General features: G+C 55.7%; 15 protein-coding genes. 10 read left to right on the top strand and 5 right to left on the bottom strand.

What is annotated here, in order from left to right; translation table 11 throughout:
• The first annotated feature begins 112 nt into the window (after nt 1-112).
• The 6 genes from HVX72_RS16535 (at nt 113) to HVX72_RS16510 (ending at nt 9,575) form a co-directional block, all read left to right on the top strand.
• On the top strand, nt 113-3,106 hold the full coding sequence (locus HVX72_RS16535; protein ID WP_249418866.1) for an autotransporter outer membrane beta-barrel domain-containing protein: 2,994 nt from the start codon (nt 113-115) through the stop codon (nt 3,104-3,106).
• Between the two features lie 416 nt (nt 3,107-3,522).
• A complete protein-coding gene (locus tag HVX72_RS22240) occupies nt 3,523-6,498 on the top strand; it encodes an autotransporter outer membrane beta-barrel domain-containing protein (RefSeq protein ID WP_249418865.1) in 2,976 nt (991 codons plus the stop codon).
• 313 nt (nt 6,499-6,811) lie between these two features.
• Nucleotides 6,812-6,913: a small effector SsaA gene (gene ssaA, locus HVX72_RS16525; protein WP_042286124.1), complete on the top strand. Its 102-nt coding sequence runs from the start codon at nt 6,812-6,814 to the stop codon at nt 6,911-6,913.
• A 120-nt stretch (nt 6,914-7,033) separates the two neighbouring features.
• A complete protein-coding gene (locus HVX72_RS16520; protein WP_042286123.1) occupies nt 7,034-8,434 on the top strand; it encodes a cytochrome ubiquinol oxidase subunit I in 1,401 nt (466 codons plus the stop codon).
• The gene (cydB, locus tag HVX72_RS16515) at nt 8,434-9,444 is read left to right on the top strand and encodes a cytochrome d ubiquinol oxidase subunit II (RefSeq protein ID WP_060569117.1); all 1,011 of its coding nucleotides are present in this window, start codon (nt 8,434-8,436) and stop codon (nt 9,442-9,444) included. Before HVX72_RS16520 ends, cydB begins: the two co-directional genes overlap by 1 nt.
• Nucleotides 9,444-9,575 carry a DUF2474 domain-containing protein gene (locus HVX72_RS16510; RefSeq protein WP_060569116.1) on the top strand — a complete coding sequence of 44 codons (132 nt, stop codon included), beginning with the start codon at nt 9,444-9,446 and terminating at the stop codon, nt 9,573-9,575. Before cydB ends, HVX72_RS16510 begins: the two co-directional genes overlap by 1 nt.
• 10 nt (nt 9,576-9,585) lie before the next feature.
• Here HVX72_RS16510 and HVX72_RS16505 read toward each other — a convergent pair whose 3' ends face one another.
• From HVX72_RS16505 to prpR, 3 genes are all read right to left on the bottom strand, one after another.
• Entirely contained in the window at nt 9,586-10,218 is a 633-nt protein-coding gene (locus HVX72_RS16505; RefSeq protein WP_181821910.1) for a LysE family transporter, read from the bottom strand.
• 130 nt (nt 10,219-10,348) lie between these two features.
• Complete coding sequence (locus HVX72_RS16500; RefSeq protein WP_181821909.1) at nt 10,349-12,949, bottom strand: autotransporter outer membrane beta-barrel domain-containing protein; 2,601 nt, start codon at nt 12,947-12,949, stop codon at nt 10,349-10,351.
• A gap of 627 nt (nt 12,950-13,576) precedes the next feature.
• Nucleotides 13,577-15,172 carry a propionate catabolism operon regulatory protein PrpR gene (gene prpR, locus HVX72_RS16495; RefSeq protein WP_181821908.1) on the bottom strand — a complete coding sequence of 532 codons (1,596 nt, stop codon included), beginning with the start codon at nt 15,170-15,172 and terminating at the stop codon, nt 13,577-13,579.
• Nucleotides 15,173-15,420: 248 nt separating this feature from the next.
• On the opposite strand from prpR, the gene prpB reads away from it, so the two are divergent.
• From prpB to prpE, 4 genes are read left to right on the top strand one after another with little or no spacing between them, the layout of a single operon-like run.
• Complete coding sequence (gene prpB, locus HVX72_RS16490; protein WP_042286117.1) at nt 15,421-16,299, top strand: methylisocitrate lyase; 879 nt, start codon at nt 15,421-15,423, stop codon at nt 16,297-16,299.
• Nucleotides 16,300-16,351: 52 nt separating this feature from the next.
• Nucleotides 16,352-17,521, top strand: a complete 1,170-nt coding sequence (gene prpC / locus HVX72_RS16485) for a 2-methylcitrate synthase (RefSeq protein WP_042286116.1) — start codon at nt 16,352-16,354, stop codon at nt 17,519-17,521.
• 37 nt (nt 17,522-17,558) lie between these two features.
• Nucleotides 17,559-19,010 carry a bifunctional 2-methylcitrate dehydratase/aconitate hydratase gene (locus HVX72_RS16480; protein ID WP_181821907.1) on the top strand — a complete coding sequence of 484 codons (1,452 nt, stop codon included), beginning with the start codon at nt 17,559-17,561 and terminating at the stop codon, nt 19,008-19,010.
• 40 nt (nt 19,011-19,050) lie between these two features.
• Nucleotides 19,051-20,937: a propionate--CoA ligase gene (gene prpE / locus HVX72_RS16475; RefSeq protein ID WP_181821906.1), complete on the top strand. Its 1,887-nt coding sequence runs from the start codon at nt 19,051-19,053 to the stop codon at nt 20,935-20,937.
• A gap of 64 nt (nt 20,938-21,001) precedes the next feature.
• On the opposite strand, the gene lacA is transcribed toward prpE, so the two are convergent.
• Nucleotides 21,002-21,625, bottom strand: coding sequence for a galactoside O-acetyltransferase (gene lacA / locus HVX72_RS16470; RefSeq protein WP_060569110.1), 624 nt, complete (start codon nt 21,623-21,625; stop codon nt 21,002-21,004).
• Nucleotides 21,626-21,653: 28 nt separating this feature from the next.
• Nucleotides 21,654-22,907, bottom strand: a complete 1,254-nt coding sequence (locus HVX72_RS16465; protein ID WP_042286109.1) for an MFS transporter — start codon at nt 22,905-22,907, stop codon at nt 21,654-21,656.
• Nucleotides 22,908-22,926: the final 19 nt, after the last annotated feature.

The following is a 22,926-nucleotide window of genomic DNA, read 5'->3' as shown; positions in this document are numbered from 1 at the left end:
TCTTTTAAGTCACTATCCCTCACGTATTTATGTCGTACAGGCAAATGGGAATATTTGCCTGGAAAATATGGCTCGTCAGGTAACGGAGTACTTTTTAATTATGAAACCTGTGATGTCTTTTTATTTATTTAAACCCAGTAAAATCGCCTTATTATTAAGTTCAATTTTGTCTGCCGCTTCGCTTCCGGTTTACGCTGAAGGCGAACGCATCGTTATTGATAGCCGCACGCCTGTAGCTGATCGCACGTTAACTATTGCCGATGGCGCCGCCATGGAATATATCGGCGTATCGGCAAGTGACGCCAGCGTTACGGTTAACGGTAAAATTGATATGGTCAGTCCGGAAGGCAACACCGGCGCCAGCGTGTATGTCAGCGGTGGTATGCTGGATTTCGGTAAAGGCTCCACTATTGGCTATAAGACGCTCTCCAGCTCCGTCGCTGATGCGGTTCGGGTCTATGGCGGCACTTTTAAAGCCGAAGATCTCTCTATCACCCAGACCGGCGTTCCGACGATTGGCATTTCTGCCGACAACAGCGGGAATGTGGTTCTTACGGGCGACACCCGTATTGATATGACGATTACCGACCCGGTGACGGTATCGTCAAGCATTATGGCCTCCGCCATCACCTCATATCGGGATTCAACCATCGCGCTGGACAACCTGACCGTCAACTATGCTGACAGCAAGTCCCCCAGCGAAGTGGGCACCACGACCGTTGAAGCCCTGGAGTTACGCGGCCTGAGTACGAAGGTGACCGGTGATATTAACGTCGATTTGCAGTCCACTTCCGCGTCCTATCTGGAGGGGATGAACGTGGGCAGCAACGGCGATTTTGAAGGCGACACCAATATCCGTATTAACACGGACAGCGCGAGAAGTGGGGTGAAGGGGCTGGTGCTTGAAGATCACTATGTGACCACGGCCAGACCCGGCAGAGAAAATAAGATCAACTTTAACAACGTGAATATCGACGTTACTAATAACGAAGACGTCTATACGTTTGCTTTAAACACCGGGCTCTCTTTCCTCGGCGAAGTCTCTGATTTGACGATGAATAATCTCAATGTCAAGGTAGCGGCGCCCGGAGACACCAGCGTGATTGGCGCACTGTTTCACGGTAGTGAAGAGTCCAGCGTCAGAATAAACGACGTGGATATTTCTCTGACCGGCGGTGAAAGCACCAATATGTACGGCCTCCAGGGCGTGGACGCGAAGGACATTGTGCTCAACACGCTGAACGTACAGACGCAGGGCGGCGACCGGGTTGAACTGTTACGCAGCACCAACGCGCGCATTCTCGGCGACGTTACGCTGGGCAGCCAGCAGGGGCTGGCGAGCGCGAAAGGCGATCTGCTCGCCATTTACGGTTCTGTCGATATCAGCAACAACAATAAGTTTATGGCGTGGGGCGACATTCACTCCGAACGCGGACATGTCGTTAACATTAAAACCGGCGACAACTCGTATCTCTACGGCAGCACGAAAAAAGTCTCTGACGGGGTGATCGATCTGGCGTTTAACGGCAGCAGCAGCCGCTGGGATATGACCGACTCTTCCAGCGTCACTAACCTGACGCTGAATGACGCGACGCTGAACTTTGCCCCGGCTATGGCGAGTAGCCGTAATCTGACGCGCGAAACGGTGCCGTTTAAAACCCTGACGGTAGACGGCGATTACGCGGGCAATAACGGCACTATCATCATGCGCACGCAGTTGGGCGACGACAGTTCTCAGACTGACCGGATGATCGTTAACGGCAACACTTCCGGTGCCACCAATGTGACGGTGGTGAACGCAGGTGGCGCAGGTGGGCTGACCACCGATGGTATTGAGCTTATCAGCGTGGCCGGGAATTCTGACGGCGAGTTCAAACAAAGCGGACGTATCGTGGCGGGGGCGTATGACTACACTCTGGCGCGCGGAGAAGGCCAGAATGAGAAAAACTGGTATCTGACCAGCGGCCTGACGCCGGACCCGCAGCCGGAACCCGATCCGGATCCGGTAGATCCCGTAGACCCTGTCGATCCGGTAGATCCCACAGACCCTGTAGACCCTCTGGACCCTGTCGATCCGGTGGCACCACCAGCACAACCGGAACCGCAGAGGCCAGCACCGGCCCCGCGCGAAAACGCGGTGCGTCCGGAAGCCGGTTTGTACGGTATGAACCTGCAGGCGGCGAACACGATGTTTAACACCCGTCTGCACGACCGCCTGGGCGAAACCCATTACGTCGACGCGCTGACCGGCGAGAAAGCGGTGACCAGCCTGTGGCTGCGCAACGTCGGTGGTCACACCCGCCAGCAGGACGGCAGCGGCCAGCTGGATATGCAGGCCAACCGCTATGTGATGCAGCTTGGCGGCGACATCGCTCAGTGGTCTTCCGACAACACCGACCGTTTCCACCTTGGTCTGATGGCGGGCTACGCCAATCAGAAAGCGCGGGCGGAAAACCAGCGTAACGGCAACCGCGCCGACAGCCGCATCAGCGGTTACAGCGTCGGTCTGTACGGCACCTGGTTACAGGATAACGCCACCCACGAAGGCGCGTATGTCGATACCTGGGCGCAGTACAGCTGGTTTGACAACACCGTTTCCGGTCGCGGCGTCGAATCCGAAGAGTACGACTCAAAAGGCTTCACCGCGTCGGTGGAATCCGGCTACACCTGGAAACTGGCGGACATCAGCGAGCGTAACGCGCTGTACATCCAGCCGAAAGCGCAGGTCACCTGGATGGGCGTGAAGGCGGACGAACACCGCGAAGCCAACGGCACCCGCGTGGAAGGCCACGGTGACGGCAACGTGCAGACCCGCGTCGGCGTGCGTCTGTTCGGCAAGGGCCACAACAAGCTGGATGACGGTAAAGACCGCACCTTCCAGCCGTTTGTCGAAGCGAACTGGATCCACAACAGCAAGGAGTTCGGTGTGTCGATGAACGGTGACAACGTGGATCTGGACGGCACCCGCAATATCGGCGAGCTGAAGGCCGGTGTGGAAGGCCAGCTGACGAAGAACGTCTCCTTGTGGGGCAACGTCGGCCAACAGGTCGGCGACAAAGGCTACAGCGACACCTCGGCGATGATTGGTATTAAAGCGTCGTTCTGATAAGTCACCTCGGATAAGGCGCGTTGCGCCTTATCCGACATTTACCGGTGATACTTACACTGCGGAAATACCCACTCTAAAAAAGTGGGTATTGCTTAACGGGGCGATCTTAAGATTTTCCCGCTCTGAATTTAAAAGAATAAAACACTGCTAATAAATAAAATGCTTATATATTAAACAGGTATTGTTTTTATATTTAGATAATAAATTTAATTTTTTAGCTAAGGTCATTTCATTTGTCCTGTTGCTGTGCAGGTGGAAAATGGCGCACAGAAGCCACCGTGAGCACCAGCAAAGACCACTCCCGGAATAACCGGCGTTTATTCACTTTTGTTTAACCCAGAAATTGCACATCGGCCATGACGTTATTGCACGCAATACGTTTTAGTGCCGCGATGTCTGTTACGGATACCGATATGAAACAATTTAAATTAACCACAACAGCGCTCCTTATCAGCAGCCTGTTGATGACCAACTATGTTCATGCTGAACTTTATAATGAAAATGGCGTGATGACCGGAAGCGGGGAGCTTGCCGACGGTGGGACATATAGCATCGTCAGTACTTCGGGTGAACATAACACTATCTCCGTCGCCAATAACGGCAGCGTGACCATTAATAACCCGGGCGGAACGGCGCTGGTGAGTGGCCATGGGGAGTTAGAAACGGGCGATTTCATGCTGGCCAGCGGGACGGTGCTGCTGTACAACAGCGGCACCATTAACTTAGGTTCCGGTTCTACCGTGAATCAGATTGTGGGTGATTATATTCCCGGAACCCGACCCAACAGACCGGATCTGCCGCTTGACGCTGATTATGATTTTATGTCTGCGGTCACGATTATGACTGAAGAAAACATCAGCGCCCCCCTGAATGCGCAACAGGCGCAGATCGTTGCTGATGATTTAACGGTTAACATGAGCCATAAGCGTGATGATAAAGGGATCGCCGGGATTTATGGCGCGAAAAACAATGGTTCCATTCTCTTAAGCGGTAATACCACTGTGAATACCACGGTGACCGGGGCAAACAGCAATGCTTTCGGCGTGTATGCAAAATATGGCACCCGCATTGAAGCTGAGAACGTTATCCTCAACAGTAAGGGGACGGGGTATGCTGGCGGGATCATTTCCGAAGCGATGGAAGAGAGTGCCCGTTCGCTTATTCGCTATCAGAATGCGACCGTGACCTCGGTAGCCGATCAGTTTGCTGACGGGATTAGCGCTAACGGCGGCAAAGTTGAAGCGCTTGGCGATACAGTCCTTGACGTCACCGTCAACGCCGTTGGCGGCGTGGCGTCCGGTATCTGGCTGTCAGACGGTTTTCCGGGCGTCGATGTGGATGCCGCTGTCACTACCGTCGGCACCACCACGATGCGACTTAACGCAGGCGCGGATCAGACGGTGCTTGATGGCGTCGACTCAATGGGCTCGACGGTCTATACCGGCAACGATCTGAGTATCACTTTTGATGCGAAAGGGCATCAGCAGACAACGGGCACCGGGCTGTATGCCTCGATGGATCAGGCGTTAGCCGCAGGGAAAATCGCCGTTAACGGCAGTCTGGATATTGACGTTGTCGACGCCACCCGCAGCGGTAGCTGGAATTATCTCCATGCGGATAAGGGCGGCGAAATCACCCTGAATGGCGAGGTGCGGATGGGGGTGAATTACAACGACCCGGATGCTGTCGCGATCCTGGCTGAAAATGCCGACTCCCGCGTGACCATCAATCCGCAGAAAGTCTATATTGTCGGGACGCTGGAGGCAAAAGATGCTGCGACGATTGATATCACCGCGATTAACCAGTCCCGTTTTGATGGCGGCGCAGCAACCACTGACGATGCGGTGAGCAACCTGTCGCTGGCGGAGCAATCGGTCTGGAATATGACCAAAGACTCGCAGCTGACCAACCTGTCGCTGAACGATTCGACGCTGACCTTTATGCCGTCCAGCGCGACGACCCGTTCGCTGACCCGCGACGCGGCGACGTTTAAAACCCTGACGGTGAACGGCGACTATACCGGCGTCAACGGTAATCTCGTGATGAACACCCAACTGGGCGATGATACCTCTGCAACCGATAAGCTGGTTGTGCAGGGCAACACCTCCGGTAACACGAACGTGACGGTGCTGAACGCGGGCGGCGCAGGCGGCCTGACCACTGACGGTATTGAGCTTATCAGCGTGGCGGGAAATTCTGACGGTGTGTTTACCCAGAACGGGCGTATCGTGGCGGGGGCGTATGACTACACCCTGCAACGTGGGGAAGGGCAGAATGAGAAAAACTGGTATCTGACCAGCGCGCTGACGCCGGAACCACAGCCGGAACCGGTTGATCCGACTGAGCCAGTGGACCCGGTAGATCCGCTGACTCCGCAAGCGCCGACGCAACCTGAGCCGCAGACGCCGCGCGAGCACGCGGTGCGTCCGGAAGCGGGTCTGTACGGTATGAACCTGCAGGCGGCGAACACGATGTTTAACACCCGTCTGCACGACCGCCTGGGCGAAACCCACTACGTCGACGCCCTGACCGGCGAGAAAGCGGTGACCAGCCTGTGGCTGCGCAACGTCGGTGGTCACACCCGCCAGCAGGACGGCAGCGGCCAGCTGGATATGCAGGCCAACCGCTATGTGATGCAGCTTGGCGGCGACATCGCTCAGTGGTCTTCCGACAACACCGACCGTTTCCACCTTGGTCTGATGGCGGGCTATGCCAACCAGAAGGCTCGGGCGGAAAACCAGCGTAACGGCAACCGCGCCGACAGCCGCATCAGCGGTTACAGCGTCGGTCTGTACGGCACCTGGTTACAGGGTAACGCCACCCACGAAGGCGCGTATGTCGATACCTGGGCGCAGTACAGCTGGTTTGACAACACCATTTCCGGTCGCGGCGTCGAATCCGAAGAGTACGACTCAAAAGGCTTCACCGCGTCGGTGGAATCCGGCTACACCTGGAAACTGGCGGACATCAGCGAGCGTAACGCGCTGTACATCCAGCCGAAAGCGCAGGTCACCTGGATGGGCGTGAAGGCGGACGAACACCGCGAAGCCAACGGCACCCGCGTGGAAGGCCACGGTGACGGCAACGTGCAGACCCGCGTCGGCGTGCGTCTGTTCGGCAAGGGCCACAACAAACTGGATGACGGTAAAGACCGCACCTTCCAGCCGTTTGTCGAAGCGAACTGGATCCACAATAGCAAGGAGTTCGGCGTGTCGATGAACGGTGACAACGTGGATCTGGACGGCACCCGCAATATCGGCGAGCTGAAGGCCGGTGTGGAAGGCCAGCTGACGAAGAACGTCTCCCTGTGGGGCAACGTCGGCCAGCAGATTGGCGATAAAGGCTACAGCGACACCTCGGCGATGATTGGCATTAAAGCGTCGTTTTAACGGAACGGCCCGGTGGCGCTGCGCGACCGGGCCTGTAAACAATCATGTAAGCCGGATGAGGCGCAGTTCACCGCCGCCATCCGGCTTTTATCCGAAAATCTCAAATTCCCACTGACACTATTTCCTTTCCCTCGCTTCGCTATTTTCTTGCCTTGAATATCGGGGCTTAGCGTCTATTCTTAATGGTCAGACAGGCTTGTTAACAGGCAATAAATGATGGTGCGAGGAAAATATCCAGAGCGTTGCCGAAGTCTATTTAAACGGTAACGATTGGTGATATTTGCATCGCGCGAAAATAACCGAAGGAGGCACTATGCTTTATCACCTTAACCGTTTCGCTGTCGAAAAAGATGATCCTTCCGAAGCCCCGGAATCCGGCGATAAGCCAGACAGCACCCCAAAGAAAAAATCCTGACCGGGTGAATCTCTCCCCCCTGTTTTAACGTGGGGGAGTATTTTTACGCTTCGCTTAACGTTTAATTATTGGATGTCGTTGTCTCTATGCGCAGGTATCGTCATATAAACGGGAGAAAATATGGATATTGATGCGTTTTTGCTGGCAAGAATCCAGTTTGCCTTTACCGTTTCGTTTCATATTATTTTCCCGGCTATCACTATTGGCTTAGCCAGCTATCTGGCTGTACTGGAAGGACTTTGGTTAAAAACAAATAATCCGGTCTGGCGTTCGTTATATCAGTTCTGGGTTAAAGTCTTTGCAGTGAATTTCGGCATGGGGGTGGTTTCCGGTCTGGTGATGGCTTACCAGTTCGGTACCAACTGGAGTGGTTTTTCGCAGTTTGCCGGCAGTATTACCGGCCCATTGCTGACCTACGAAGTGCTGACGGCTTTCTTCCTGGAAGCCGGTTTTCTGGGGGTGATGCTCTTCGGCTGGAACAAAGTCGGGCCGGGCCTGCACTTTTTCTCCACCTGCATGGTGGCGTTGGGCACGTTGATGTCCACCTTCTGGATCCTCGCGTCCAACAGCTGGATGCACACGCCGCAGGGTTTCGAGGTCATTAACGGTCAGGTGGTGCCGGTGGACTGGTTCGCCGTTATCTTTAACCCGTCATTCCCTTACCGCCTGCTGCACATGTCGGTGGCGGCGTTTCTGAGTAGCGCAATGTTTGTCGGCGCTTCGGCGGCCTGGCATCTGCTGAAGGGCAACGATACACCCGCAATCCGCAAAATGTTTTCCATGGCGCTGTGGATGGCGATGCTGGTGGCGCCGGTGCAGGCGCTGATTGGCGATATGCATGGTCTGAATACCCTTGAGCATCAGCCGGTGAAAATCGCCGCCATTGAAGGACACTGGGAAAACACGCCGGGCGAACCCACGCCGCTGACGCTGGTGGGCTGGCCGGATATGGACGCGGAAGAAACCCGCTATGCGCTGGAGATCCCCGCGTTAGGCAGCCTGATTCTGACCCACAGTCTCGACAAGCAGGTACCCGCCCTGAAGGATTATCCAAAAGATGAGCGCCCCAACTCAACCATCGTGTTCTGGTCGTTTCGTCTGATGGTGGGGATGGGGGTGCTGATGATTTTGCTGGGACTCGCCAGCCTGTGGTTGCGCTACAAAAACCGGTTATATCACTCCCGCCCTTTTATGCATTTCGCGCTGTGGATGGGACCATCAGGGCTGATCGCGATCCTCGCGGGCTGGGTGACCACCGAAGTTGGGCGACAGCCGTGGGTGGTTTACGGCCTGTTGCGTACCCGTGACGCGGTATCGGCGCACAGCACGCTACAGATGAGCATCAGCCTGTTGGCGTTCTTTGTGGTTTACTCGCTGGTGTTTGGCGTCGGCTATCTCTATATGATCCGCCTGATCCAAAAGGGACCGCAACCGCTGGAGGAACCGACCTCTGAAACCGATGGCCGCCCGGCACGTCCCATCTCCGCGGTGGGTGAACCGCTCGATCAGGAGAAACGCTGATGACGCTCGATCTGTCTGTAATCTGGTTTGCCATCATCGTCTTCGCCACCCTGATGTATATCGTCATGGACGGCTTCGACCTCGGGATTGGCATTCTGTTTCCGTTTATTCGCGATAAGCATGACCGCGACGTGATGGTAAACTCGGTCGCGCCGGTCTGGGACGGTAACGAAACCTGGCTGGTGATGGGCGGCGCGGGACTGTTCGGCGCGTTCCCGCTGGCCTACGCGGTGATTGCCGACGCGCTCACTATTCCGCTGCTGCTGATGCTGCTCGGGCTGATTTTCCGTGGCGTGGCCTTTGAGTTCCGCTTCAAGGCCACGGAATCACACCGCGCCTTCTGGGATAAATCGTTTATTGTCGGATCGATACTGGCGACCTTCTGCCAGGGGATCGTGGTCGGCGCGGTAGTCAGCGGTTTTCAGGTCAGTGGACGCGCCTTCAGCGGCTCGCAACTGGACTGGTTGACGCCGTTTAACCTGTTCTGCGGCCTCGGCCTGGTCATCACCTATGCATTACTGGGCGCGACCTGGCTTATCATGAAAAGCGAAGATCCGCTGCAAAGCCGGATGCGGCAGTTGGCCCGTCCGCTGTTGATCGTCCTGTTGCTGGTGATGGCGGTGGTCAGCCTGTGGACGCCGCTGACGCAGAGCGCGATTGCCGAACGCTGGTTTTCGCTGCCGAATCTGTACTATTTCCTGCCAGTTCCGCTGCTGGTCATCGTCTTCAGCCTGTGGCTGTGGCGCAGTCTGTATCGACCGGACTTTCATGCCCGCGCGTTTCTGCTGACCCTGGGGCTGATTTTCCTCGGTTTCAGCGGGCTCGGGATCAGCATCTGGCCGTATATTATTCCACCGGGGATCACCCTGCATGAAGCTGCCGCGCCGCCGCAAAGCCAGGGCTTTATGCTGGTAGGTGCGCTGATCATCATCCCGGTGATCCTGGCGTACACCTTCTGGAGCTACTACGTATTCCGCGGAAAAATCCGTCACGGAGAGGGATATCACTGATGGCGAAAATCAAAAAATGGTCCCACCGCGTGGTATGGCTGATCGCCATCTGGTGCGCCAGCGTTCTGCTGCTGGCGGCGGTCGGCGCGCTGTTCAGAGTGCTGATGACCTCTGCGGGCTTTCGTTCCTGAGCACAAAAGATTAGCGATGGGTTATGCCTTCGTAAATCAAGCGCAGGGCAAACAAACCGATAATTGCGCCAATAATTTTGCTGGCGACGCGCTGGATCCGCCCATACGCGCGACGGACCGCAGGTAACGAAAAGGCCTGGCTGAGGAAGACGCGCCAGATAATGGAAGAAAGCACGATGCCCGCCCAGGCCATCATCCGCGCCCATGTCGGCGTATCCGCGCTGAGCGTGACGGAGAAAATACTGATAAAAAACAACACTGTCTGCGGATTTGATAAATCGGTCAGCAAACCGCGACGGAAAAAGACCGTCCACGGCGCCGCCACCGGCTGCGCGAGCGGGCTCATTTGCGGTGTGTCCTGGCGGCGCAGGCTGTTCCATGCAAACCACAGCAGATAGGCGCCGCCGCCAATTTTTATCAGCGAAAACAGCGCCTCGCATTGCGTGATTAATGTTGCCATGCCAAACAGTCCCAGCCCCGAATAAAGCGCATCGCCAGCGGCGACGCCAAGTCCGGTAAGCACTCCGGCGCGCCGTCCGGAAGCGAGGCTGGTCTGCACCACGACAAAGAGATTCGCGCCGGGATTAAAAAAGGTCAGGACAAACAGGCTGACGGTAAGAAATACGGCATGTAAAGGGTCCATACACCACGCTTCTGTCAAATGAACGATCTGATGTCATCCTATTTTTCACCGATGGATGGCGATGCGAGGGGGATCACAAAGAGAGAAGGGAAGAGAAAAACCACCCGCGTTGCCGCGGGTGGCGCGTCTGTCAGAATGTATATTTCAACCCCAACATGCCTTGCGTATCGCTGTAACCCTTGTCGCCTACCTGCTGAGCGACATTACCCCACAGTTGCAGGCGAGCGTTGAGTTGCCCTTCCACACCCACTTTCAGTTCGCCGATATTGCGCGTGCCTTTCACTTCACTGCGAATATCGTCCATCTTCACGCCATAGTTCTGGCTGTTGTAGATCCAGTTCGCTTCGACAAACGGCTGGAAGGTGCGCGTTTTACCGTCATCGATGGCATTATGGCCCTGCATAAAAGCTTTAATGCCCAGGCGCGTTTGCAGGTTGCCATCCGTTTCATCGACCACCCGGGTCCCGTTTTTCTCGGTGTGATTGTCCGCCTGCACATCCATCCAGGTAAGCTGGGCTTTTGGCTGCAACCAGTAACGGGTACGCCCATCGCGACTGGCGCCAAGGCTGAAGGTATAGCCTGTTTCCAGCGAAGCGGTGATCCCGTCGGAATCATATTTCTCTGACGCCAGTCCCTGTCCGGATACGGTATTTTCAAACCAGTTATAGAGCACCCATGCGTCCAGATAGGCGCCAGTTTTGTCGGCGTCATTGGCGTACCATGTGCCATAAACGCCGGCGCTATATCCGCTGATCTCGCCGCGTGACGTGTAGCCCGTGAGACTGGCGTGACTGCGGCTCTTACTGTTCGCGTAACCGCCCATCAGGCCCAGGTGCCAGCGATCCTGGCCGTCACTGCTCCATTGGGCAATGTCGCCGCCAAGCTGGATCACGTAGCGGTTACTTTGGGTGCTGATCTGGCCGGAGCTGTCTTTAAAGCGCTGATGACCGCCAACGTGTCGCATCCACAGGCTGGTCACTTTCTTTTCACCGGTTAACAGATCGGTGTATTGCGTCTCGCCCAAACGATCGTGCAGGCGAGTGTTAAACAGCGTATTGGCGGCAAGTGCGTTCGCCAGATAGCTACCCGTTTCCGGGCGATACTGATGCGTGCCTTCCGGCGCAGGTGGCACCGGAACATCGGGTTCTTCCGGCTGTTCAGGTTCTTCAGGGTCCACCGGTGGGACGGGAGGTTGTGGCGTCACGGAGGCCAGGCTGGTCAAATACCAGTTCTGGTTATCCCGTTTCGTCAGATCATAATCATACGCGCCCGCGACAATACGGCCTTCTTTCACAAAGCTGCCGGCCGACGCGCCTTCAACATTGACGACCTGGATGCCTTCAACTGTTTGCGCGCCGCTGCCGCCTGCGTTAACGATGCTCACGCGCGTCGTGCCTGAGGTATCGCCTTTTACCACCAGTTTGTCGGTCGCGGAAAGATCATCACCCAATGCGGTACGGAGGGACAGTAGCCCGTTGTTGCTGGCGTAATCGCCATTAATGGTCAACGTGGTGGGCGTAAACGTACCGTCAGACGGTGTGTCAGCCGACAGCGTCGCGTTTCCGTCAAGCACCAGCGAGTTGACCGTTTGAGAGTAACCATTCAGATCGAGACTGGCGCCGCTGTCGACAAGGTAGTCCGAGTTCGCGCTCAGCGTGTTAACCGCTCCGGCACGCAGTGTCCCACTGGCGACGTGGGTATTGCCCCGGTAATTGCTCGCACCGGTCAGGGTGGACGTTCCCGAACCGAGATGATTCACCTCGCCGGTGCCGGTAATGTTGGCGCCAAGCACGAAATCATCGCTGTTATGGTTCAGGTTGAGCACCGCCGTGCTGACGCCGTCGGTATTCCCAAGATGAATTCGTGGAACGTTAATTGAGCCTGCCGCCTGTTCGGTTTCTCCCTGCGCGCCGCCAATGTTCAGGATACCGGTGCTGCCTTCGCCCACCGCCAACCAGATAAGCGTGCCGGAGTTGATCGTCGCGCCATTGCTGACGGTCAGACTGCCGGTGGCGTCATTAGGCGTAGTGGTAAACCCGCCAAGATAGATGCCCTGGGCGACATTCAGCTGTGAATTTGCGCCGTCGACCCGCGTTTCGCCAGCGCCTTCGCGGTTTGAGTTCAGGGTATTGCCCACATAGCCAATGTTCATGTGTTCACTGAGGGTAAGCGAGCCGCCGTTGGTGATAGTCAGTTTGCCTTTTCCCTGATCGCCCACCACCGCCCAGTTGGACGATACAGACGAACCGGCTCCGTCGATGTTCACTTCTCCAGAGGCCTGTGCGGCGTATTCGCCGATCCGCAGTTCGTTAATCCCGCTGACGCGGCTGCCGCTGTTAACCACAAGCGTACCGGAACCGTCGTGGGTTCCCAGCACCAGATTTAGCCCTTTCAGTGTCCACGCGGCGCCGCTCTGGAGTGTGACGCTGCCCGTTGCATTGTTGCCAATCATCCCGGCGTCGGTGGTAATCGCCCGATTGTCAATGATCAGCGAGCCGTCGCTATTTTCACCCACCCGCAGGGAGCCAAAGCGATCCCAGGCCGGGTCTGTATTTTCAGATGCCGAGAGTAAGACATTATTATCGTTATTAATCGTAATAATGGCATTAGCGTCGGAAGGGGGGGGAAAGGTCAGCGCATTGATAGTATTTGCCGCTGCGGTTGAGGCCAGCGCCGCTGAAATTGCGAGGGATAACAAAGAAGAACGAAAATATAACGTGTGTTTTTTCATGATCACTCGTCCGTAAGTTTTAAAATAAAAGAAGTGATAAGCAACAATGCCTGTCTGTAATAACGGGCATTAATAGATTGCTTATATGTTTGCGTTCCTGCCTTTTAACTATTCGCTGTCAGTCAAAAAGTTTCAATCGTTTATTTATTACTCTTGCTTGACATTGATAGATTTAAACAATTAATTGCGTCATACAGACAGTACCGGGAACCGCAATCTCACCGTCTTTCGTTATGATGCTTAATGTTTCCTTTCATGCCGGGGATGTGTTTACTATGCTGGAAAACAAGGTAAAACAAAGGGATGGTACAGGGTTGCGGTAAGTGAAATTACTCAAAGGTAGTTGGATAACATTAAAATATTCATCATTTGACCCTTGTGTAATCACGTAGTGGCATCATTAATTTTACGCTTTGTAAGCGCGCTTTTTAAATATTGCTTGATAAATGTCAATTTTTAATCAGTGACATATTTGAGAAATTTGTTTGTGTTTTTAGGATTATTATCAATTAAATGTTTTTTGCTTGCCGAATAATCTGATGACGGATGTAAGAATATATTTTGGCATCCGTTGGTTATCTATAAAGACGTCAGTTCCGATAAAAGTGAACATTCTGAAACGGGGGATTACTGTTTTAACCGCCGCCAGAATGTCGTGCGGCTTATACCAAGAAACTGAGCCGCGGCGGATTTATCGCCATTGAAGCGGTCGAGCGCTTCTCTGGCCGTCAGTCGTGTGGATGGAGATACGGCTTCGTCACGTTCTGACAGTTCCGGCAGCAGCCGCTGTAATAAATCCGCATCCAGCGTCGGCATGGGGTCGACGCTTAAAAACAGCGCCAGACGCTCCATCATATTGCGCAGCTCGCGGATATTTCCCGGCCACGGGTAGGTCACCAGAACGGCTGCGCTTTGCGCCAGACCGCTGCGGACGGTATCGGTAAACGGGACGTTCAGGGCTGCCAGCGACTGTTTTAAAAACCCCTCAGCCAACGCAGCGATATCGCCAGGGCGATCGCGCAGCGCAGGCAGAGCGAGGCGCAGAATGCTCAGGCGGTAAAAGAGATCGCGGCGGAACTGACCGTGTTTCATTGCCTCTTCCAGATTGCAGTGGGTGGCGCTGATAACCCGCACATCGATGGGGAGAGGATGATGACCGCCCACCCGGGTCACCTCTTTTTCTTCCAGTACGCGCAGCAGACGGGTTTGCAGGGGCAATGGCATCTCGCCTATCTCGTCCAGAAACAGCGTTCCGCCGTGGGCGATTTCGAACAGTCCGGCGCGCCCCCCGCGTCGGGAGCCGGTAAAAGCGCCCTCCTCGTAGCCGAACAGTTCTGCTTCCAGCAACGATTCCGTAATCGCACCGCAGTTCACAGCGACAAACGGACGGGAGGCGATGTTGCTGCGAGACCCCGCGTGTACGCCGCTTTCGCGATGAATGGCCTGCGCGGCCAGCTCTTTGCCGGTGCCGGTTTCGCCCTGAATCAGCACCGCGGCGCGGGAGCGGGCGTAGAGCATGATGGTCTGACGCACCTGTTCCATTTGTCCGGACGCGCCACGGATATCCTCCAGGGCATAGCGGGTACGCAGCGCCCGATCGGACGCGTAAGAGGCCGTTACGCGGGCGGTCATTCGCGTCAGATCCAGCGCATCGCTGAATCCCTGGCGCACTGTGGCCGCAGAATAGATAAAAATCGCCGTCATACCGGCTTCCTCGGCGAGATCGGTAATGAGCCCCGCGCCGACCACCGCCTCAATGCCGTTAGCCTTGAGTTCGTTTATCTGCCCGCGCGCGTCCTCTTCGGTGACGTAGCTGCGCTGTTCCAGTTGCAGACCAAATGTTTTCTGAAAGGCGATAAGCGCCGGCAGCGTCTCCTGATACGTCACCACACCGATCGAGGCGGTCAGTTTTCCCGCTTTCGCCAGCGCGTGCAGTACGTCAAAACCGCTCGGTTTAATCAGGATCACTGGAACAGAGAGACGGCTTTTCAGGTACGCGCCGTTAGAACCTGCGGCGATGATGGCGTCGCAGCGTTCGGTCGCCAGCTTTTTGCGAATGTAGGTTACCGCTTTTTCAAAGCCAAGCTGAATAGGGGTGATGGTCGCCAGATGATCGAACTCGAGGCTGATGTCGCGAAACAGGTCGAACAGCCGCGTCACCGAGACGGTCCAGATGACCGGTTTGTCGTCATTGATCCGTGGAGGGAGAGGCGAAGCTGTCATAGCAAACCTAAACGTGAAGAGACCGAATAATGGGTTTAGTCGTGTTTCAATTATGTTGCAATGAAACAACGCGGAACATTTTATGAAACGTTAGCTGACACGCTTTTTTTCGCTATCTGCCAGCGGGGTTTATCTATCGTATTGTCATATCAGTGTTTTTTATTTTTCTTAATCGGGTGCGGCACCTGGCATAGCCTTTGCTTTGTGGAGAGTAACGATGTTCACAACTTGATAACAAAGGATAAAATATGTCACGACACTCGCCGGGTCAGGCATTTCGCGCGGCCCTTACGCAAGAAAACCCGCTTCAGATAGTCGGCGCCATTAACGCTAACCACGCTCTGCTGGCACAGCGCGCAGGCTACCAGGCGATTTACCTTTCCGGCGGCGGCGTGGCGGCAGGATCGCTGGGGTTGCCGGATCTCGGGATCTCAACGCTTGATGACGTGCTGACCGACATTCGTCGCATCACCGACGTCTGCCCGCTGCCGCTGCTGGTGGATGCCGACATCGGTTTTGGCGCGTCGGCTTTTAACGTGGCCCGCACCGTAAGGTCAATGATCAAAGCCGGCGCGGCGGCGTTACACATTGAAGATCAGATCGGCGCTAAGCGCTGTGGTCACCGACCGAACAAAGCGATCGTCTCGAAAGAGGAGATGGTGGATCGCATTCGCGCGGCGGTGGATGCCCGAACCGATCCCGACTTTGTGATCATGGCGCGCACCGACGCCCTGGCGGTAGAGGGCCTGGACGCGGCGATAGATCGCGCGCAGGCCTACGTTGACGCGGGAGCCGACATGCTGTTTCCGGAGGCGATCACCGAGCTTGCCATGTACCGACAGTTTGCCGACGCGGTCAATGTGCCGATCCTCGCCAACATCACCGAATTCGGCGCGACGCCGTTGTTTACCACCGATGAACTGCGCAGCGCCCACGTGGCGATGGCGCTGTACCCGCTGTCGGCGTTTCGCGCGATGAACCGCGCGGCGGAACAGGTCTATAACGTGCTGCGTCAGGAAGGGACGCAAAAAAGCGTCATCGACATGATGCAAACCCGCAACGAGCTGTACGAGAGCATCAATTACTACCAGTACGAGGAGGCGCTGGACGCGCTGAACCGGAAGTAACGCTTCGCCCAGGCCTCACTATCCTGCACATTACAATAATGACGAGGACAACATGACAGACTCGACGATCCTGCAAAACAACACACATGTCATTAAGCCGAAAAAATCCGTTGCGCTGTCCGGCGTACCGGCAGGCAATACCGCGCTGTGCACCGTCGGCAAAAGCGGCAACGATCTTCATTATCGCGGTTACGACATACTGGACCTCGCCCGGCACTGCGAATTCGAAGAGGTCGCCCATCTGCTGATCCACGGCAAATTACCGACCCGCGACGAGCTTCACGCGTATAAAATCAAACTGAAAGCGCTGCGGGGATTACCGGCCAACGTGCGCACCGTACTGGAAGCGCTGCCCGCCGCGTCGCATCCGATGGATGTCATGCGCACCGGCGTCTCGGCGTTGGGCTGTACCCTGCCAGAAAAAGAGGGCCACACCGTCTCCGGGGCGCGGGATATCGCCGACAAGCTGTTAGCGTCGCTCAGCTCTGTTCTTCTCTACTGGTACCACTACAGCCACAACGGTGAGCGCATCCAGCCAGAAACCGACGACGACTCCATCGGCGGCCACTTTTTGCATCTGCTACACGGCGAGAAACCGTCAAAAAGCTGGGAAAAAGCGATGCACATTTCGCTGGTGCTTTACGCCGAGCACGAATTCAACGCCTCCACCTTCACCAGCCGGGTCATTGCGGGCACCGGGTCGGACGTCTATTCGGCCATTATCGGCGCGATAGGCGCACTGCGCGGGCCGAAGCACGGCGGAGCAAACGAAGTGTCGCTCGAGATCCAGCAGCGCTACGAAACGCCGGACGAAGCGGAAGCCGATATCCGCAAACGCGTGGAAAACAAAGAGGTGGTGATTGGCTTTGGGCACCCGGTTTATACCCTGGCCGATCCGCGTCATCAGGTCATTAAGCAGGTGGCGAAGCAGCTTTCTGAAGAAGGCGGCTCGCTGAAGATGTACAACATCGCCGATCGTCTGGAAACGGTGATGTGGGAAACCAAAAAGATGTTCCCCAACCTCGACTGGTTCTCGGCGGTGTCTTACAACATGATGGGCGTTCCCACCGAAATGTTCACTCCGCTGTTCGTTATCGCCCGCGTCACCGGCTGGGCGGCGCACATCATCGAACAGCGTCAGGACAACAAAATTATCCGACCTTCCGCCAACTATACCGGACCGGAAGATCGTCCGTTCGTCTCGTTAGACCAACGTTGCTGATTCACTCCCTCTGACCCTAACATGCAGGAACGCTTTTATGTCCGTACAAGAACTAAACGTCCGCCCGGAATTTGACCGCGAAATCGTTGATATCGTCGATTACGTGATGAATTATGACATCACCTCAACAGTGGCGTATGACACCGCGCATTACTGCCTGCTGGATACGCTCGGCTGTGGTCTCGAAGCGCTGGACTATCCGGCGTGCAAAAAACTTATGGGGCCGATTGTCCCCGGTACTCTCGTGCCAAACGGCGTGCGCGTGCCGGGCACGCAGTTTCAGCTCGATCCGGTTCAGGCGGCGTTTAACATCGGCGCGATGATCCGCTGGCTCGACTTTAACGATACCTGGCTTGCCGCCGAATGGGGGCACCCTTCTGATAACCTCGGCGGCATCCTGGCGACGGCGGACTGGCTGTCACGTAACGCGGTGGCGGCAGGCAAAGCGCCGCTGACCATGAAGGAGGTGCTGAGCGGGATGATCAAAGCTCACGAGATTCAGGGCTGCATCGCGCTGGAGAACGCCTTTAACCGCGTCGGCCTGGATCACGTGCTGCTGGTGAAAGTGGCGTCCACCGCCGTGGTGGCGGAAATGCTGGGGCTGACCCGGGACGAAATCCTGAACGCGGTATCGCTGGCGTGGGTCGACGGCCAGTCGCTGCGAACTTATCGCCATGCGCCGAACACCGGCACGCGGAAGTCCTGGGCGGCAGGCGACGCCACTTCCCGCGCGGTACGCCTGGCGCTGATGGCAAAAACCGGCGAGATGGGGTATCCGTCAGCGCTGACGGCGAAAACCTGGGGGTTCTACGACGTCTCGTTCAAAGGCGAAACATTCCGCTTCCAGCGTCCCTATGGCTCTTACGTGATGGAAAATGTGCTGTTTAAAATCTCCTTCCCGGCGGAGTTCCATTCGCAGACCGCGGTAGAAGCGGCGATGACCCTGCATGCGCAGATGCAGGCGGTGGGTAAAACTGCGGCGGATATTGAGAAGGTGACCATTCGCACTCACGAAGCCTGCATTCGCATCATCGACAAGAAAGGCCCGCTGAATAACCCGGCGGATCGCGACCACTGCATTCAGTACATGGTTGCCATCCCACTGCTGTTCGGACGTTTAACGGCGGCGGATTATGAAGATGGCGTGGCGCAGGATAAACGCATCGACGCTCTGCGTGAGAAGATAAGCTGTTTTGAAGACCCGCAGTTTACCGCCGACTATCACGATCCGGAAAAACGCGCCATCGCCAATGCCATCACCGTGGCGTTCACCGACGGTACGGCGTTTGATGAAGTGGTGGTGGATTACCCTATCGGCCACGCCCGCCGTCGCGCCGACGGCATTCCAAAGCTTATCGAAAAATTCAAAATCAACCTGGCGCGTCAGTTCCCGGCCCGTCAGCAGCAGCGCATTCTGGAAGCCTCCCTGGACCGAACCCGTCTGGAGCAGATGCCGGTTAACGAGTACCTCGACTTGTTCGTTATCTGAAACAGATAGCAATAGGGCATAAGTTCAACAGGAGAGCCTCATGTCTTTTCGCGAATTTTATCAGCGTTCGATTACGCAACCGGAATTGTTCTGGGCAGAGCAGGCAAAGCGCATCGACTGGCAGACGCCGTTTACCCGGACGCTGGATCATAGCCGCCCGCCGTTTGCCCGCTGGTTCTGCGGCGGCACCACCAATCTGTGTTATAACGCCATCGATCGCTGGCTGGACAAACAGCCGGACGCGCTGGCGCTGATCGCCGTCTCTTCCGAAACCGAAGAGGAGCGCACCTACACCTTCAGCCAGTTGTATGACGAGGTGAACGTAGTGGCGTCGATGCTGCTGTCGCTGGGCGTCCGGCGCGGCGATCGGGTGCTGGTGTATATGCCGATGATTGCCGAGGCGCACGTGACGCTGCTGGCCTGCGCACGCATTGGGGCGATTCATTCGGTCGTATTCGGCGGTTTTGCCTCACACAGTGTGGCGGCGAGAATTGACGATGCCAGACCGGTGCTGATCGTCTCGGCGGATGCCGGGGCGCGCGGAGGAAAGATCCTGCCGTATAAAAAGCTGCTCGACGACGCCATCGCGCAGGCGCAGCATCAGCCGCAGCACGTGTTGTTGGTGGACCGAGGGCTGGCGAAAATGGCGCGGGTGGCCGGACGCGATCTTGATTATGCCGCCCTGCGTCAGCAACACGCAGGCGCGCGGGTGCCGGTAGCGTGGCTGGAATCTAACGAGACCTCCTGCATTCTTTACACCTCCGGCACCACGGGAAAACCCAAAGGCGTGCAGCGCGACGTCGGCGGCTACGCGGTGGCGCTGGCAACCTCAATGGACACCATTTTTGGCGGCAAAGCGGGTGGCGTCTTTTTTTGCGCGTCGGATATCGGCTGGGTTGTCGGTCACTCTTATATCGTTTACGCGCCGCTGCTGGCGGGGATGGCGACGATTGTCTATGAAGGGCTGCCAACGTACCCGGACTGCGGGGTGTGGTGGAAAATTGTCGAGAAGTACCGGGTGAACCGGATGTTTTCCGCGCCGACCGCCATTCGCGTACTGAAGAAATTTCCAACCGCCCAGATCCGCAATCACGATCTCTCCTCGCTGGAGGTGCTGTATCTGGCCGGAGAACCGCTGGATGAACCCACCGCCGCGTGGGTCACCCAGACGCTGGAGGTGCCGGTTATCGATAATTACTGGCAAACGGAGTCCGGCTGGCCGATTATGGCGCTTGCCCGCCAGCTTGACGACAGACCGTCGCGGCTCGGTAGCCCGGGCGTACCGATGTACGGTTATAACGTGCAGTTACTCAATGAAGTGACCGGCGAACCCTGCGGCGTGAACGAAAAGGGGATGGTGGTGATTGAGGGGCCGCTGCCGCCGGGCTGTATCCAGACTATCTGGGGAGACGATGAACGGTTTGTTAACACCTACTGGTCGCTGTTCAGCCGTCAGGTGTATGCCACCTTCGACTGGGGCATTCGCGACGCCGACGGCTATTACTTTATCCTCGGACGTACCGACGACGTGATAAATGTTGCCGGCCACCGTCTTGGCACCCGCGAGATAGAGGAGAGCATTTCCAGCTATCCTAACGTCGCCGAGGTGGCGGTCGTGGGGGTAAAAGACGCGCTGAAAGGGCAGGTGGCGGTGGCGTTTGTTATCCCGAAACAGAGCGACAGCCTGGAAGATCGTGATGTGGCGCAGGCGGAAGAAAAAGCGATTATGGCGCTGGTGGACAGCCAGATTGGCAATTTTGGCCGTCCCGCCCACGTCTGGTTTGTCTCGCAGTTGCCGAAAACGCGCTCCGGTAAGATGTTGCGCCGGACGATCCAGGCCATCTGCGAAGGTCGCGATCCCGGCGATCTCACCACCCTCGACGATCCCGCCGCGTTGCAGCAAATCCGCCAGATCATTGAGGAGTAGCGGTAGCGCCCGGTGGCGCAAGCTTACCGGGCCTACGGTCTGCATTGTTGTAGAGCGCCCGGCGTCATGCCTGGTGGCAAAGGGAACGCTCTACTTTGCGGTCTTTATAATAATATTCTTTATCTCTGTCGTTTATTTCACGGATAACCCGACAGGGAACGCCCGCGGCAACGACATTTGAAGGAATGTCTTTTGTGACCACGCTACCTGCGCCAATCACGGTGTTATTTCCTATCGTGATACCTGGATTGATAACCACGTTACTGCCGATCCAGACGTTATTGCCAATTGTGATCGGAAAGGAATACATCTCTCCCGCTTGCCTCAATTCATGATGAACAGGATGCCCGGTCACGGAGAGGGTGACATTTGGCGCAATAAGAACGTTATCGCCAATCGTGACGGTATAGTCGTCTACGATGGTAAAATTGAAATTAGCATAAAAGTTGTCACCGATATGGATGTTGGTACCGTAGGAAAAATAAATGGGCGGCTCTATCCATGCATTTTCTCCCGTTGAGCCAAACATGGATTTAATCAAGCTTTTCCTTTTTTCAACTTCTGACGGACGCGAATGGTTATACTCATACATCAATTCCTTTCCGCGCAATCTCTCTTCCGGCAAACCTTCGCACATATCTGTAAACAATTGGCCTGCTTTTATTCTTTCTCTCATTGGCATAGTCATGTGTGAAATTTCATCCTTGTGGTGGGGTTTATGCTTGTTTACAGACAGGTTTGACATGGCGGGTAAACGGCCCCGGACCACTTAAGGTAAATACCGAAATCAACGTAAAGCTCAGCGCGATCAGCCCGAGCACCAGATATGCTCCCTGAAAACCGATGCTTTCATACATATTGCCGGCGAAAACCGACATGAAAATCATCGCCAGTTGCTTAAAGAAGCAGAAGCACACCAGGTAAATCGTGGCAGAGAAGCGTACCTCAAACTGACTGGTGATGTATTTAAAACAACCGACAATCAGGAACGGTATCTCAAACATATGCAAGGTTTTCAGGATCACCACTTCCAGCGCCGAAGAGGCAAACGACGAGCCGATGATCCGCACTGACATAATCGCGCCCGCCAGCAGCAGGGCGTTTTTACCGCCAATGCGGTTCACGATCAGCGGCGCAAAGAACATAATACTGGCGTTCAGCAGTTCACCCATGGTGGTAACGTAGCCAAACACGCGGGTACCCTGTTCGCCAGTGGCAAAGAATGAGGTAAAGAAGTTAGCGAATTGCTGGTCAAACACATCGTAGGTACAGGACACGCCGACAACATACAGCGACAGAAACCACAGCTTCGGCTGTTTAAATAATTCCAGCGCCAGTTTCAGGCTAAATGCCGAGTGATTCGCGCCAACCGCATCGGCCACTTTTGCCGATGAGGGCGCTTCCGTTTTCGAGAAGAACAGCAGCAATGCCAGGATCACCGCGCAGCCGGAGCCCAGCCAGAAGACAAACTGGTTATTAATGGTAAACATAATGCCGGCAATCGACGCGCACAGCGCCCAGCCGACGCAACCGAACATCCGCGCGCGGCCAAATTCAAAATGACTGCGGCGACTGGCTTTTTCTATGTAGGCCTCAATGGCGGGCGCGCCGGCGTTATAAATAAACCCCAGATAGATCCCGCCGACAATCGAACCGAGCAAAATATTGACCTGCAATAGCGGGCCGAAAACGTAAATAAAGAACGGCGCGAACATCACCAGCATACCGGTAATGACCCACAACAGATGCTTGCGCAGGCCGAGCTTGTCAGAGAGCAGGCCGAAAATGGGCTGGAACAAGAGTGAAAATAGCGAGATGCAGGCGAAGATAATACCGGTATCGCCTTTGCTGATATGGTTGATATCATGTAACCAGATCGGGAAAAAGGGGAAGTAAGCACCCATAATGAAAAAATAAAAGAAGAAGAAAAAGCCGAACATCCAGAAGTTAGTATTTTTCAAATAATGCATGTGAACGTCCTTATGCGAA

Origin of the sequence: Citrobacter sp. RHB21-C05 (assembly GCF_013889015.1) — a bacterium.
Lineage (GTDB): Bacteria > Pseudomonadota > Gammaproteobacteria > Enterobacterales > Enterobacteriaceae > Citrobacter_A > Citrobacter_A sedlakii.
This window is presented reverse-complemented; position numbering and strand designations above follow the sequence as displayed.

Coding starts and splice junctions, on each gene's coding strand:
- HVX72_RS16535 (WP_249418866.1), top strand. CDS start 113: ATGTCTTTTTATTTATTTAAACCCAGTAAAATCGCCTTATTATTAAGT.
- HVX72_RS22240 (WP_249418865.1), top strand. CDS start 3,523: ATGAAACAATTTAAATTAACCACAACAGCGCTCCTTATCAGCAGCCTG.
- ssaA (WP_042286124.1), top strand. CDS start 6,812: ATGCTTTATCACCTTAACCGTTTCGCTGTCGAAAAAGATGATCCTTCC.
- HVX72_RS16520 (WP_042286123.1), top strand. CDS start 7,034: ATGGATATTGATGCGTTTTTGCTGGCAAGAATCCAGTTTGCCTTTACC.
- cydB (WP_060569117.1), top strand. CDS start 8,434: ATGACGCTCGATCTGTCTGTAATCTGGTTTGCCATCATCGTCTTCGCC.
- HVX72_RS16510 (WP_060569116.1), top strand. CDS start 9,444: ATGGCGAAAATCAAAAAATGGTCCCACCGCGTGGTATGGCTGATCGCC.
- HVX72_RS16505 (WP_181821910.1), bottom strand. CDS start 10,218: ATGGACCCTTTACATGCCGTATTTCTTACCGTCAGCCTGTTTGTCCTG.
- HVX72_RS16500 (WP_181821909.1), bottom strand. CDS start 12,949: ATGAAAAAACACACGTTATATTTTCGTTCTTCTTTGTTATCCCTCGCA.
- prpR (WP_181821908.1), bottom strand. CDS start 15,172: ATGACAGCTTCGCCTCTCCCTCCACGGATCAATGACGACAAACCGGTC.
- prpB (WP_042286117.1), top strand. CDS start 15,421: ATGTCACGACACTCGCCGGGTCAGGCATTTCGCGCGGCCCTTACGCAA.
- prpC (WP_042286116.1), top strand. CDS start 16,352: ATGACAGACTCGACGATCCTGCAAAACAACACACATGTCATTAAGCCG.
- HVX72_RS16480 (WP_181821907.1), top strand. CDS start 17,559: ATGTCCGTACAAGAACTAAACGTCCGCCCGGAATTTGACCGCGAAATC.
- prpE (WP_181821906.1), top strand. CDS start 19,051: ATGTCTTTTCGCGAATTTTATCAGCGTTCGATTACGCAACCGGAATTG.
- lacA (WP_060569110.1), bottom strand. CDS start 21,625: ATGACTATGCCAATGAGAGAAAGAATAAAAGCAGGCCAATTGTTTACA.
- HVX72_RS16465 (WP_042286109.1), bottom strand. CDS start 22,907: ATGCATTATTTGAAAAATACTAACTTCTGGATGTTCGGCTTTTTCTTC.